Genomic DNA, 13,284 nt, shown 5'->3' with positions numbered 1-13,284 from the left:
CGGGCTGTTCGTCGATGACTCGCTCGGCAGCTTCCCCGGCGCGCTGCCGCTGTCGGCGCTCAACCTGAAGGGCAAGGCCGCGACGCCGACGCCGACGATCGTGGTCAACTTCCGATCCTACGCGTCCGGCTGCGCCGAGCCGACGCAGTGCTCGGTGCAGGTCGCCGACACCGTGCTGCGCCAGGGCCAGGGCATGCACGGCTCGTTCAGCCGCGGCGACACCATGAACTTCATGGCGGCGACCGGCCCGGACTTCAAAGCCGGCTTCGCCGATCCGCTGCCGGTGAGCAACGCCGACGTCGGGTTCACCGCGGCAATGCTGATGGGGCTCGATCCGACCACCAAGGGCAAGCTGATCGGCCGGGTGATGACCGAAGCGATGCCGAACGGCGCCGTGCCGAAAGCCACCCAGGAGACGGTCCGTTCGAAATACGCCGCCAATGGACTGCGCACCGTGCTGGCGATGCAGCGCGTCGGCGAGCAGCGCTATTTCGATGCCGCGGGTTTCCCGGGCCGTACCCTCGGCCTCGACGGCGAGACCTCCAAACAAAAAGCGGCGGGGAAATAACCCCGCCGCTTGCTTGCAGAACTTGGCTTCGGACGATCAGACGCCGAGATCGAAAATCTGCGGGACCTGGCTGATCAGCGGCAGCGTCGCGACGCCGACCAGCGTGGCGACCAGCCGCATCAGCGTGTGATTGCTGCGCCGGGTGCCGCGCATCTGGCGCGAGATCCACTCCAGGACTTCGGTGTTGACGCCGACCGCCTGGGTCGGAGCCCAGGACTCGATCGCGACGTCCGGCGACAGCGCGACGCTGCGCGCCGGCACCGGCAGGCCGGAGGCGGCCGCGGCGTGATGGGCGACGGCCTTGGCAAACAGATCATCGAACCGGCCGCCATCGACACGCTCGGCAGCGGCATCGTTGATCTCGAACAGCGCTTCGGCCTCGGCCCGGCTGATCGGCTGATTGTCGACCGCGGAAGCGGTCAGGATACCCATGCACCACGCGGTGTCGGCGGCGTCGAGGGTGCGGGAGAAATGCACCCGACCGCGGGTGGTCGGGCCTTCGCCGGTGATGATCCCATCCCGCACGACCCCGAGCGCTTGCGCGGCGGTATAACGATCCGAAACGTTGAGAGGGTCGATGCCGAACAGTTCGGCGGTGGCGACGGCAGTCATTGCTTTCACTCGTTTTTCTGGCTCTGGGCCAGCATTTCCACGCTGGCGTAAACGCTTGGTTAAGACTTCGCTCCTGCGCTCGATTCGATCGGAATTACCCACGATGTTTCGAAACAGGGTTGCCGATTTGTCGCAGCAGCGGTCTCGCCGGCTCAATTCGCAAGCCGCTCCGGCGGCGGTTGGGCGCACTGGCGGCGCAATTGCGGCAAAGCGGCTTTGCCGGGCGGCCATTTGGCCGCACCGGTCATTCAGCAGTCCTTCAGCGTTTTAAGTGTCGAGCCGTCGGCGTGCGGTCAGCGCGGCGACCACCAGTCGGCGAGCAGCAGGCCCAGCGTTCCCGATACCGCTGTGATGAACGCCCCCCACGAGATGTCGACCGCCACCACCGGCCAGGTCCAGTGCTTCAGCAGCGCCAGCGACGTCAGCTCGAAGGTCGCGTAGCAGAACAGCCCGAACAGCGCCCCGTATAACAACGAGGATTGCCAAGTCGCCTGCGCCGAGCCGTTGACGAAGATGACGATGCCGACGACGTAGAGCAGGTAGAACAGCACAGCCGGCAACAGCCTCACCTCGCCGAGCATGTCGCCGACCTGCGACTGGAAGAAGCTCTTGGCGATCGTGCCGAGGAACAGAAAGTCGAGCGGAATCAGGACAATGAATGTTGCCAGATAGAGCAGACCGTAGCGCTTCAAATCGTCCTCCTGAACAAAGCAGAATGCATCCTGTCAAATACGGATTGCCTCGTCGATGGTTGCACACGCAGCCGGACAGCGGCGCAAAATCGCAGCCTCGTATCCAGGATGAGCCCACGTGCTGACAACCGCCAGCTCCCGTCCCGTCATCGTCTGGTTTCGCGACGATCTCCGTCTTGCCGATCATCCGGCGTTGCAGGCTGCTGCGCAATCCGGTGCGGCTGTGCTGGGCGTTTATGTGCTCGATGAGGTGAGCGATGATGTGCGCCCCCTTGGCGGCGCAGCGCGGTGGTGGCTGGGGCAATCGCTGCGCTCGCTTGCGGCCGAGCTTGCTGCGGCCGGTGCGCCGCTGATCCTGCGGCGCGGGCCGGCGGCCGCGGTGCTGGCCGAATTGGCGCAGCAGAGCGATGCGGCGGCGGTGCATTGGAACGAGATCGAGTTCGCTCCGCATCGGGCTATCGCCGATGCGCTGGCCGATGCCCTCACGGTGGCCGGCATCGCGTATCACCGCCACCCTGGCGACACGCTGGTGGCGCCGAGTGCGATCCGCAGCAAGGATGGCCGCGGCATGCGGGTGTTCACGCCGTTCTGGCGGCGGGTGCTCAGCCTCGGCGGTCCACCACAGCCCCTGCCCCGCCCGAAGGCGCTGCGGCCGGCTCCGGCTCCACCGAGCGATCAGCTCGGCGACTGGCAGCTCGAGCCGACGGCGCCGGACTGGGCCGGCGGCCTCCGCCAAACCTGGACGCCGGGCGAAGCCGCCGCGCAGGCGCGGCTGTCCGACTTCCTCGCGGGCCTGCCCGGCTATGCGGACGGGCGCGACTATCCGGATCGGCACGTCACCTCCGGCCTGTCGCCGCATCTGCGGTTCGGCGAAATCAGTCCGCGCCAGGTTTGGTACGCCGCGCGCTTTGCCGCCGCCGAGCGGCCGGCGATCGCGCCCGACATCGACAAATTCCTGAGCGAGCTCGGCTGGCGCGAGTTCTGCCGGCATCTGCTGTTCGACCATCCGGATCTGGCGACCCGCAATCTGCAGCCGGCGTTCGACGCCTTCCCGTGGCACAGCGACGAGGCAGCGCTCAGCGCCTGGCAGCGCGGCCGCACCGGCTACCCGATCATCGACGCCGGAATGCGCGAGCTGTGGCACTCCGGGGTGATGCACAATCGCGTCCGCATGGTCGTCGGCTCGTTCCTGGTCAAGCACTTGCTGATCGACTGGCGGCTCGGCGAGCAGTGGTTCTGGGACACGCTGGTCGACGCCGATCCGGGCAGCAATCCCGGTAACTGGCAGTGGGTGGCGGGCTGCGGCGCCGACGCGGCGCCGTATTTCCGGGTGTTCAACCCGTTGCTGCAGAGCGAGAAGTTCGACGCGGGTGGCAGCTACATCCGGCGCTGGGTCCCCGAACTGGCCGGCCTGCCCGACAACCTGATCCACCAGCCGTGGACCGCGACGCCGCTCGAACTCGCCGCCGCCGGCATCGAGCTCGGCGGCAACTATCCGCGGCCGATCGTCGACCACAAAACCGGCCGGCAGCGGGCGCTTTCGGCCTATGCCGAGCTGCGTCAGCGTTGAACAACTTCGCTTAGCAGCGTTACTAATTGCGCGAATCGGCTATCGTCGCGGTTATCTGCAAACCCTTGGGGGATCAATATGGACGACGACAAGCCGATTATCGAGCAGGTGGGCGAGGTGATCACCGAGGCCACCGATGCAGCCAAGACCGTGGTCAAGAAGGCGCGCAAGGCAGCCAAGAAGGCGGCCAAGAAAGTCGCCAAGAAGGTGAAGGCCGGCGCCAAGAAGGCCGCGAAGGCGACCAAGAAGGCAGGCAAGAAGGCCGCCAAAAAGGCCGCCAAGAAAGCTCCGAAGAAGGCCGCCAAGAAGGCCAAGAAAGCCGCCAAAAAGGCGCCCAAGAAGGCCAAAAAGGCAGCCAAGAAGACCGTGAAGAAGGCCAAGAAGGCGGCGCCGAAGAAGGCGAAGAAGGCCAAGAAATCCAAGCGCTGAGCGGATCATCCGCGTCGGCCAGCGAAAGCCTCCGGAGCACCTGCCCGGAGGCTTTTTGCTGCGCGCAAAGCGCAAGCGAGTGCTGCCTGCCCTGCGCCTCTACGCCTTGGCGCGGTTGACCAGAAACACCGCCGCCGCGCAGATCACCATGCCGACGATCGACACCACGTCCAGCTTTTCACCGAACAGCACATAGGCCATCAGCGCTGTGGTGCCGGGCACCAGGTAGAATAGGCTGGCGACCGAGGTCGCGGCGGAATGCCGGATCAGCCAGTACAATAGCCCGATCGATCCGATCGACAGCACCACCACCAGCCAGCCCACCGCCAGCACGAACTCGGTGGTCCAATTCACCACCCGGGTTTCGAACAGCAGGGCGCCGACCGCGAACAGCGCGAGCGCGGCGAGGAATTGGATGATGTTGCCGGCGCGCCAATCGATGCCGCTGCAGAACCGCTTCTGGTACAGCGTGCCGATGGTGATGCCGATCAGCGAACAGGCCGAGGCGAGCCAGCCCCAGCCGATGTCGCCGGTCAGGCTTCGGCTGTGCAGGATCAACAGCGTGCCGCCGAGACCGAGCCCAAGCCCCAGCCATTGCAGCGGCGTGACGCGCTCGCCGAGCCAGCGATTGGCCAGCGTCGAGGTCAGGATCGGCTGCAGGCCCGGGATCAAGGCCGACAGGCCCGCCGGCACCGAATGCGCGATCGCGATCGAGGTGCCAGCCAGATACACGCCGTGCACCAGCAGTCCGGCGACGATGCTGTGGCCGACGCCGGTGAGGTTCGGCCAGCGCGGCCGCGCGATCGCCGCGATCACCGCAATCAGCGACACCACCGCGATCATCCGGATCGACAGGTAGGTCAGCGGCTCCGCACCGGCCAGCGCGTATTTGGTGCCAATGAAGCCGGTGCTCCACAGCACGACAAACACAGCGGGCGCGGCGCGGCCGGCGAGATGCTCTGCGTTACGGTTCATTGTTTCCCCGAGGGCCCGATCGTATGGTGACGGGCAAGCGCCCGATGGCGCCACGTCCATGCCACGCCGCAACCGCCGCGACCAGCACGGATCGTCATCATCAACGCGCCGCCCTTCCCGCACCGCGCGTTCGTCATCTTCCGGAGCCGCCATGCGCCTGCAGTTCGAAACCGTCGACGTGTTCACCGCCGAGCAGTTCAGCGGCAATCCCCTCGCCGTCGTGCTCAACGCGGAAGGGCTGTCGAGCGCGCAGATGCAGGCGATCGCCGGCGAGTTCAATCTGTCGGAAACGACCTTCGTGCTGCCGCCGCTGGACCCTGCCCACACCGCGCAAGTTCGGATCTTCACGCCCAACGGCGAGCTGCCGTTCGCCGGCCATCCGAATGTCGGCACCGCCTTCGTGCTGGCCCGCATCGGGCAGAGCTACGGCCGAAGCGTTGCCGGCGATCGCGTAGTGTTCGAAGAGAAGGCTGGGCTCGTCCCGATCAAACTGATCAAGGACGGCAGCGCAGTCACCGGCGCGCGCCTGACGTCGCCCCAGACCTTGTCGGTGACCGACGAGATCGCCCCCGATGTCATCGCGGCGGCCTGCTCGCTCAGCGAAGGCGACATCGAGATCGCCAACCACCGGCCGTGCATCGCATCCTGCGGCACCGGCTTCATCATCGCGGAGGTGAAGAGCCGCACCGCCCTCGCCGCCGCCAGCCCACGCGCCGACCTCTTCGGCGACCACATCGCCGCCTACCCGACGTCAAAGGTCCTGCTCTATGTGCAGACTGCGGAGGACACCATCGACATCCGCGCCCGGATGTTCGCGCCGCTGAACAAGGTCCCCGAGGACCCGGCCACCGGTAGCGCCAATGTCGCGCTGATCGGCCTGTTGGCGAAGCTGCGCCCCGAAGCCGATCTGACGATGTCGAAAACCATCCTGCAGGGGTTCGAGATGGGCCGCCCGAGCCTGCTGTTCGCCGGCGCCGAGAAGCGCGGGGGCGAAGTCACCACCACCGCGATCGGCGGACACTGCGTGGCGGTGATGGCGGGAACGATCGGCCTGACATGAGGCCGAAAAAGCTGGACCGGCGCTCGGCCTTCGGCCGCCAGACCGCCGATGGGCTCAATACTCTTCCGGGCAGGGATCGACGATCTTCCACAGATCGACGCCGTTTTTGATCTTCTTCATCTCGGTGGTCAGGCCGCCGTTGCGGGCGATCCAGTCCTTCACCGGCTGCGGATAATACGACATCAGCTCCGAGGTGCCTTCAAGGCTGGTGACCTTGATGCCGAAGGTGAAGGCCTTGTCGTAATAGGCCTGATGGAAGCCCAGGCTGGCGCGCGGGGTGACGCAGATCTTGTTCAGCGGCACGATCCCAAACACCAGGGTGCAGGCCGAGTTGCAGATGCCATCGATGATGACCCGCTCGCGGCGATCCCGGATCCGCTGGTACTTAGCCTTGTACTCCTCGACATAGCCGCCGTGATCCCGGGTGATGTGGAGATCGGCGCGTGCCGGCGTGGCCAGCAGCATCAGCGGCAATAACAGCGACGAGAACAGCGTACGCATGGTTCGGTCGAAACCCGTGGCGACAAGGGGAGCGGGCCGGCCTCGGCCGGCACCGGCACTTTGGCCGAGTTTGGTTTGCGCGACGTTAATGCGCACATTCCGGCGAAATCATGGGAGCCCCCCTCCCCCTTGTAAGCGCCTGCAAAAGTGGGGTATTCGAAAGCCCTCGCCGGGCGGCAAGCCCCACCCGGCCCCCGCGCTCGTAGCTCAGCTGGATAGAGCATCGGATTTCGATTCCGAGGGTCGGAGGTTCGAATCCTTCCGAGCGCGCCATCGACACCCTGCTGGCCCCCCGGCTCCATGCAGCGGCCGTCCCCGCCATCCCGTCTATGAATTTCGATGAAACGCGACCGCCGGGATCGGTCGGGTCGCCGCAAGTTGCCGTTCGGCACATGCGATAAATCCGCGCGGGGACATCCCTGTGTAACCCGCAACATCACATGGCACTCCCCCGGAGAGGCGGGATTAGGCGGGACGACGCGGGATAACGTGAGCCAAATCAGGCCGTTGGCGGCGAAGTTGTTAGCTCGAAAGCCGGCGGGCGGCGCGCAAGATCAAATGGCAGAGTTCGCCGGAGCGCCGTAAGCGCCTCTCCCGAAAAAACGTTGAAGATCAACAAAGCCGCGCGGCGAACTCCGAAACGGCTTCGGAGTTCGCCGTCAGTGGCGAAACACGTCGAAAATGCCTGATACGTGGGGACTTTCGGGCGTCTGGCCGCGAGAGAGCCTGCCTCGAACTCCGAAATCGACGCGGCGCCGAGCGGCAGCTCACCGGCTGCGTTTAGCGGTGCCGAGCGCCTTGTCGCAGCTCGCCAGATTGCTGCGGTAAGAGTCCTCGATCTTTCCAGCGGCGACCAGCGACTTCGCAGGCTCATCGCCACGCGCGGCGCGCCGCATCAAGGATGCAACGGCCGAGAGGTCGCCTGCGGCCTGCCAGCAAGCGCTTCGGGCGTCGCCGGGCTCGGTTTCCTTCGCCAGCTTCGATTGCAGTCGCAGAAGCCTGTTGGACTGCGCGTTCAGCTCCCGCTCGTCGCCGGTCTGAAGTGCCGCCTGGATGACCTGTTCAGCGTTGAGAATGTCGCGAACGGCTGCGCCGAAGTCAGGCCCAGGCGCCGCGCTGGCTTGCATGGTGGCGTCGATCTGCCTCATCGCGGCGGCAGCGCTGAACTGAGGTTCGGCACCGGCCGCAGTCGCCGAGGCCACCAGGATCGAAGCTGCCAACAAAGCCGCACGCATCGGACTACCCTCAGTACCTGTCCTAAAGGACAGTGGAATTAAATCACAGACCAACTAAACGCGGCGCTGTCGCTGCCAAAAGTAGTCAGCATCGGCTGAATGAGCGGTATTATCTTCACCAGCCTCAGGCCGACGCTTTACCTGTGCCCGGCTCTGCAACCGCTGATAGAATATCCGACCTCAGTTGCGCAACTACCAGTTTGATCATGGTTAGCCGCTCCTCTGGATCGGCCGTCGCGGCAATGATCTCGCTGTATTTCCTGGCCACCGTCCGCCCCAAGTCCACCGGCGGGACTGACATGCCCTGGTCTTTGTAGAGACGCTGGACCGCATCGAACACGCGGCCGAACAGCTCGTCATCGATATCGACCGGCGTCGCGGCTCGCGGGCGCTCCGCGCGTTCGCCGCCCGTCGCCAACCAATTCAGGTCCAGCTCGGCGGCTGAGACTAGCGTCAGCAGCGCGAAGAATGGTGGCCGGGCCTTCCCATCCCGCCATTTGGCAATCTGTTCGCCCTTCGTGGCGATCAGCTCGGATGCGCCTTTGAGCCCTCCGACCCGCTTCAGCACGAGCTGAAAGCGCTCGCGCCACTCTGGCGTCCAATGCGCGACCGGGCCTTCTGGTTCGGTATCCGGTTCATCCATTTTTCCAGTGCTCACCGCGCCAAAACTCCACTTTTGCGGTTGCGCGAATCGACAAAAGTGGACATTTTCACATCACAAAAGCGATCACGTTTCGGACCCGAGAAAAGCCGGCCCTGGCAGGGGCCGGCTCATCCGGAGGGCTTCAATGCAGCAAAAGACTTGGGACAGGTTCTCGATCAAGGCCGAGATCCAGCGGCGTGGCGAAACCCTGACTGGACTGGCGATCGACGCCGGCCTGGAGGACTCCGCCTGTCGTATCGCCCTGGTCCGCCGCAACATTCGCGGTGAACAGGTGATCGCCTCGTTTCTCGGCGTCCCGCTCGAAGAGCTGTGGCCCAAACGCTACAAAGTGCCCAAGCGGAAGACTATCGCGGAACGTCGCCGACTCGCCAGTCAAAAGCGGGCTCCCGACGCGGACATCGGGGAAGCCGCATGACCCCCGATCTGTCCATCCCGAACCGCTGCTTTGACATCCCGCTCGTGCGGATCGCCCCGCTTCCGCAGGAAGACGTGGACGCGGGCTTGCTCGGCTGCTGGCAAACCAATCGTCACCTTCCGCTCGACGATCGACGCGCGCTGCTCTCGCGCTACGCGTCGCTTCAAACCGTTCAGTCCGGCTCGCTTGGTGTCGCGTCCGAGGCCGACGAACCGCGCCACCTGCGGCAAGTGGTGGGCAGCGAGGGCTCCTCGCGTTTCCTCCCAGACGACTGCGGCGGACCGGGCCACGAGCCCGCGTCCGCCGCTGTTTTTTGACACCATCAAAGCCGGTTCAAATGACCCTAAAAACCATCCCAACCGCCACAATCGACGCCTCCGGGCGCCTTCGCGAACTTCGGCCCGATTGGGTCGACACGTTCGCCGCCGATCTTGAAGCCGGCGAAGAGTTGCCGCCAATCGAGGTGGTCGAGACGACCACCGGGCATCGCCTCTTGGTCGGTGGGCATCGGCTCGCAGCGCATCTGAAGCTCGGCCGCACCGAGATTGTGGCGGACGTGAAGGATGCCGCCTCCTATCCGGACGACGCCTCCTGCCGGATGCGCGAGATCAAGGAAAACCTCGTCCGCGCCGAGCTGACGGTGCTCGACCGAGCGGTCGCGTTGGCCGAATGGAAGCGCATCTACGAGCTTCAGAACCCACTGCCGAAGCGTGGTCGCCCGACCGCGGATGAATTGTTTGCAGAAACTGCAAAGATTTTTGTCGAGCGGTTCTCGGCGGCTGCCGCCAAGGCGTTGGGTGTGTCGGAACGCTCGATCTACGCCGCGATCGAGATTGCCTCGATCGACGAAGCGGTGCGCCGCGAACTGGCACTGCATCCGATCGCCGACAATCAGGCCGAGCTGCTGGCGCTCGCCCGCGAAAGCACGGCGCGGCAGCGCAAGATCGCGGCGCACCTGCTCGATGCCGAGAGTGGCATCGCCAGCGTCGCCGACGCCGTGGCGGCGATCGACAAGACGCCGCCGCCCGACCGCGCTCCGGCCTGGGAAAAGGTCTCCAACACGTTTTCGAAGCTCAAAGCGGCCGAGCAGTACGCGTTTTTCGACGCGCACGCTGACGCCATCAAGGCCTGGATGCAGAGCAAGAAGGCTTAAGCCATGGCCCCCCGCCGCCGCGACACCTCCACGATCGACCTTTTCCGCGATTTCGAACCGACGCCCGTCGTGCGCCGGTTCGAGCCTGAGGAAATCCAGGCGTGGACGGCTGCGCGGCGGTTGGCGCGGGCGATCTCTGCAGCACTGGAAGGCCATAAACGCGACGAGGTCGCCGCTGCGATGTCGGAGCAGCTCGGCGAGACGATATCGAAGGCGACGCTCGACGCCTACGCCTCGCCGGAGAAGCCGCATGCGATCCCGGCGCACCGTTTGGCGGCGCTTTACACCGCGACCCGCGACGAGCGGCTGTTCAATGCGCTGCTCAACGACCTCGGATTGATCGCTGTGCCGGTGAAGTTCGAGGCGCTGCTCAAGCGTGAGCGCGCCCGCGAGCTGAAAGAGCGCCTTGAGCGCGAAGAACAGGCCGCCGATGCCCAATGGAGGGCGTCGCGATGATAGACTGGTGCACAGCACGCGACATCGCCGCGGCTCGGCTGCCGGGCATGCCTGATACCGAGCGCGGCATCCAGCTTTACGCGCAGCGGCAGGGCTGGAACGAGAGCCTCGCCTATGTCCGGCGCCGGTCCGGCCGCGGTGGTGGTCTCGAATACAACATTTCGCTGCTGCCGCCCTCGGCGCGCGTCGAATTTGAACGTCGGCATCGCGCCGTTCTGGCGCCGCAGCCCGTCGAAGCGCCAACTGCGGCGCAGCCGGCCGAAAACCTCAGTGAGCGCGCCGCCAAGGAGCGTGATGCGCGCCTCGCCATCGTTGCCGCCTTCGCCGCTTTCGGCCGCGGCCAGCGGCTCGGCAATGCATCGCGCTCGAAGATCTTCGTGGACGCCTACAACGGCGGCACGCTGATCATCGACGCCTGGATCCGCGAGATCATTCCGCATCTGTCGCCCCGATCGCTGGCCCGCTGGGTCAAGGCCAAGCGCGAGGGCCGGACTAACAACCTCGCCGTCGATCGTGCCAAGGCCCGCAAGGGTAAAGGTGTGCTCGACATCGCCTGCGACGGAAAAGTCCGCACCTATCTGCTGGCGCTGATCGCTCACAACGAGCACCTATCAGCTTCGACCCTTCACGGACTGCTTCGCGATGAATTCGGCGATGAGCTGGTGTTGCCAGATGGCGCACTGGTCGACGTTCCGCCGATCCGCACGATCCAGCACTACGTCGCGAGGCTCAAAGTCACCGAGCGCGTCGCGCTCACCAAGCTGTCGAACCCGGACCGCTATCGCTCGGCCTACGCGCCAAGCGGCGTCGGCACTTATCGCTGGGTCAAGGAGCCGAACACGCTTTGGATGATCGACGCATCGCCGGTCGACGCGCTGTGCGTCGATGGCCGCCACTCGATCTATGCCTGCATCGATATCGGCACGCGTCGCACCAAGTTCTACGTGTCGCGGACGCCGCGCGCCTCGGCGGTCGCGCTGCTGATGCGCAAGGCAATCATGGCCTGGGGCGTGCCGGAGACCGTCAAGACGGACAACGGTTCCGACTTCGTCGCCAATGACACCAAGCGCCTGTTCGGTTCGCTCGGCATCGCGGTCGAACTCTCCGATCCGTACTCGCCGCAGCAAAAGGGGCACGTCGAGCGCGTCATCAAGACCTTCCAGCACGATTGCGCGACGCTGCTGCCCGGTTTCATCGGCCACAACGTCGCTGATCGGAAGCGGATCGAGGACCGCAAGAGCTTCGCCGAGCGCCTCGGCGAGGACACCGCCGAAACCTTCGGTGTGTCGCTCACCGGTGCGCAGCTCCAGGTCTATGTCGATCAGTGGACCGACACCATCTACGAGCAGCGGACGCACTCGGCGCTGGGCGCCTCGCCGATGCTGGCCGCCGCTGCCTCCCGCTCACCGATCCGCACGGTTGATCCCCACGCGCTCGATCTGCTGCTGATGCCGGTCGCCGGCATCCGCACGGTCACCAAGTTCGGCATCCGGGTCGCTCGCTTCCACTACGTCATCAACGAAGCGTTCCCCGGCGACCGCGTGTTGGTCCGCCAGGACCCGAACGACGCCGGCCGGATCATCGCGTTCGACGCCGATAGCGGCGCTTACGTCGGCGACGGCATCTGCCCGGAGCTGGCCGGCGTCGATCCCGCCGAGCTGCTGCGCGCCAAGAAGGAATTCACCGCCGCACGTCTGGCCGAGCGCACCCGCGATGTGCGTCGCGAGATCAAGAAGCTCACCACCGGTCCGGCGCTGATCGACCGCATGCTCGAGGTCGCACGTCGCGACATGCCGAACGTGATCGCGCTGCCCAAGCGCGAAGAGACGCATTCGACCCCAGCGATTGCTGCTGCGCTCGACGCCATGGTGCCGAAGGAAGCGCCTGCGCCTTCGTCCGACGTGCTCGCGATGCAGGCGAAGCTGATCGCCGACGAAACTGTCGTGCCGCTGCGCTCCGAAGAAACCCCGCATCAACGTTGGCAGCGCGCGCTCGATGTCATCGCTCGCATGCGGGGTGGCGAGCCCGTCAGCGCCGACGAGGCGATGTGGCTGGGCGGCTATCGCGCCGGCCCTGAGTATCAGGCCCGCGCGCTGATGCACGGCGACCCGATGGAAACAGAAAAACCCGCCGCGTCCTGGACCGACGCGACGGGTCTGCAATCACTGTGAAGGAGAACAACATGACCGCAACTAACAACGTCGTCAAGGGTGGGCAAGTTCCTCTGAAGAACGTCGCGTCGTTCATGACGCTGACGCTGCGCCTGCAAAGCCGTGCTCCGCACTTGCCGGGCTTCGGCGTGTTCTACGGCCCGAGTGGCTTCGGCAAGACCGAGGCGAGCATCTACGCGCAGAACAAGACGAACGCGGTGCGGGTCGAGGTCGGCGAGACGTGGTCTCAGAAGAAGTTTCTTCAGGAACTGCTGTTCGAACTGCGCATCCAGCCGAAGGGCACGATCGCAGACCTTGCTGACCTTGCGAAGGGGGCGCTCGGGGACGATCCGCGCCGGCCGCTGATCATCGACGAAGCCGACAAGCTGATCCGCAAGAATGGCCTGCTCGAAATCGTGCGCGAGATCGGCGATGTGGCCGGCTGCCCGGTGATCCTGATCGGCGAAGAGATGCTGCCGGAGAAGCTCGCCGTGCACGAGCGGTTCCACAACCGCGTGCTCGATTGGACCGGTGCCGAACCGTGCGACCAGGACGACGTCGCGGCTCTGGCCGCCGCGCTGTGCCAGGGCGTGACGATCGCGCCTGATCTGCAGGCCGAGATTTGCCGTCAGTCCGATGGCCGCGCGCGGCGCATCTGCACCAACCTCGACGAAGCGATGAAGATCGCCCGCAACAAGGGCATCAAGACCGTCGACCTCGCGGCCTGGGGCGGCACGAAGTACTACACGTCAAAGCCGCCGGGCGCTCGTTATCTGGCCGCCGGCCAGCGCCGGAGCGCCTGAT

15 protein-coding genes, 1 tRNA gene and 1 pseudogene are annotated in these 13,284 nt (G+C 65.6%); 11 read left to right on the top strand and 6 right to left on the bottom strand.

Annotation, left to right across the window (positions count from 1 at the left end; translation table 11 throughout):
- Positions 1-568 (top strand): annotated as a pseudogene (locus DY467_RS09215) (alkaline phosphatase family protein); the annotation flags it as partial.
- A 36-nt stretch (positions 569-604) separates the two neighbouring features.
- On the opposite strand, the gene DY467_RS09210 reads toward DY467_RS09215, so the two are convergent.
- Positions 605-1,180, bottom strand: coding sequence for a hypothetical protein (locus tag DY467_RS09210; RefSeq protein ID WP_107345025.1), 576 nt, complete (start codon positions 1,178-1,180; stop codon positions 605-607).
- Positions 1,181-1,473: 293 nt separating this feature from the next.
- Positions 1,474-1,872 (bottom strand): DUF2177 family protein, encoded by a 399-nt coding sequence (locus DY467_RS09205; protein ID WP_164635490.1) that lies wholly within the window; start codon positions 1,870-1,872, stop codon positions 1,474-1,476.
- 118 nt (positions 1,873-1,990) lie between these two features.
- On the opposite strand from DY467_RS09205, the gene DY467_RS09200 reads away from it, so the two are divergent.
- Together DY467_RS09200 and DY467_RS09195 are read left to right on the top strand one after the other, a co-directional pair.
- Positions 1,991-3,442 carry a cryptochrome/photolyase family protein gene (locus DY467_RS09200; protein WP_164635488.1) on the top strand — a complete coding sequence of 484 codons (1,452 nt, stop codon included), beginning with the start codon at positions 1,991-1,993 and terminating at the stop codon, positions 3,440-3,442.
- Between the two features lie 78 nt (positions 3,443-3,520).
- The gene (locus DY467_RS09195; RefSeq protein ID WP_164635486.1) at positions 3,521-3,871 is read left to right on the top strand and encodes a histone; all 351 of its coding nucleotides are present in this window, start codon (positions 3,521-3,523) and stop codon (positions 3,869-3,871) included.
- Between the two features lie 99 nt (positions 3,872-3,970).
- On the opposite strand, the gene DY467_RS09190 is transcribed toward DY467_RS09195, so the two are convergent.
- On the bottom strand, positions 3,971-4,846 hold the full coding sequence (locus DY467_RS09190) for a DMT family transporter (protein WP_164635484.1): 876 nt from the start codon (positions 4,844-4,846) through the stop codon (positions 3,971-3,973).
- A gap of 151 nt (positions 4,847-4,997) precedes the next feature.
- Between DY467_RS09190 and DY467_RS09185 the strand changes: the two genes are divergently transcribed.
- Positions 4,998-5,906 carry a PhzF family phenazine biosynthesis protein gene (locus DY467_RS09185; RefSeq protein WP_164635482.1) on the top strand — a complete coding sequence of 303 codons (909 nt, stop codon included), beginning with the start codon at positions 4,998-5,000 and terminating at the stop codon, positions 5,904-5,906.
- Between the two features lie 54 nt (positions 5,907-5,960).
- Here the strand turns inward: DY467_RS09185 and DY467_RS09180 are convergent, their stop codons facing one another.
- The gene (locus DY467_RS09180; RefSeq protein WP_011158728.1) at positions 5,961-6,407 is read right to left on the bottom strand and encodes a hypothetical protein; all 447 of its coding nucleotides are present in this window, start codon (positions 6,405-6,407) and stop codon (positions 5,961-5,963) included.
- Positions 6,408-6,603: 196 nt separating this feature from the next.
- Between DY467_RS09180 and DY467_RS09175 the strand changes: the two genes are divergently transcribed.
- Positions 6,604-6,680, top strand: a tRNA-Arg gene (locus DY467_RS09175).
- Positions 6,681-7,174: 494 nt separating this feature from the next.
- Here DY467_RS09175 and DY467_RS09170 read toward each other — a convergent pair.
- Both DY467_RS09170 and DY467_RS09165 read right to left on the bottom strand, forming a co-directional pair.
- Positions 7,175-7,555, bottom strand: coding sequence for a hypothetical protein (locus DY467_RS09170; protein ID WP_164635480.1), 381 nt, complete (start codon positions 7,553-7,555; stop codon positions 7,175-7,177).
- 211 nt (positions 7,556-7,766) lie between these two features.
- Positions 7,767-8,285 (bottom strand): hypothetical protein, encoded by a 519-nt coding sequence (locus DY467_RS09165; RefSeq protein ID WP_164635479.1) that lies wholly within the window; start codon positions 8,283-8,285, stop codon positions 7,767-7,769.
- A 145-nt stretch (positions 8,286-8,430) separates the two neighbouring features.
- Here DY467_RS09165 and DY467_RS09160 point away from each other — a divergent pair, with 145 nt between their 5' ends.
- From DY467_RS09160 to DY467_RS09135, 6 genes are read left to right on the top strand one after another with little or no spacing between them, the layout of a single operon-like run.
- Positions 8,431-8,721, top strand: a complete 291-nt coding sequence (locus DY467_RS09160; protein ID WP_164635477.1) for a helix-turn-helix domain-containing protein — start codon at positions 8,431-8,433, stop codon at positions 8,719-8,721.
- The gene (locus DY467_RS09155; protein ID WP_164635475.1) at positions 8,718-9,038 is read left to right on the top strand and encodes a hypothetical protein; all 321 of its coding nucleotides are present in this window, start codon (positions 8,718-8,720) and stop codon (positions 9,036-9,038) included. Before DY467_RS09160 ends, DY467_RS09155 begins: the two co-directional genes overlap by 4 nt.
- A 20-nt stretch (positions 9,039-9,058) precedes the next feature.
- Entirely contained in the window at positions 9,059-9,874 is an 816-nt protein-coding gene (locus DY467_RS09150) for a ParB/RepB/Spo0J family partition protein (RefSeq protein ID WP_164635473.1), read from the top strand.
- Positions 9,875-9,877: 3 nt separating this feature from the next.
- Positions 9,878-10,330, top strand: a complete 453-nt coding sequence (locus DY467_RS09145; RefSeq protein WP_164635471.1) for a phage regulatory CII family protein — start codon at positions 9,878-9,880, stop codon at positions 10,328-10,330.
- Positions 10,327-12,501 carry a TnsB C-terminal domain-containing protein gene (locus DY467_RS09140; protein ID WP_164635469.1) on the top strand — a complete coding sequence of 725 codons (2,175 nt, stop codon included), beginning with the start codon at positions 10,327-10,329 and terminating at the stop codon, positions 12,499-12,501. The genes DY467_RS09145 and DY467_RS09140 overlap by 4 nt, the downstream gene beginning before the upstream one ends.
- A gap of 11 nt (positions 12,502-12,512) precedes the next feature.
- Positions 12,513-13,283 carry an AAA family ATPase gene (locus DY467_RS09135; RefSeq protein ID WP_164635467.1) on the top strand — a complete coding sequence of 257 codons (771 nt, stop codon included), beginning with the start codon at positions 12,513-12,515 and terminating at the stop codon, positions 13,281-13,283.
- Position 13,284 lies beyond the last annotated feature (1 nt).

The organism is Rhodopseudomonas sp. BR0G17 (assembly GCF_010907025.1).
Taxonomy (GTDB): Bacteria; Pseudomonadota; Alphaproteobacteria; order Rhizobiales; family Xanthobacteraceae; genus Rhodopseudomonas; species Rhodopseudomonas palustris_H.
The sequence above is the reverse complement of the archived record's forward strand: the minus strand, read 5'-3'. Positions and strand labels throughout refer to the sequence as shown.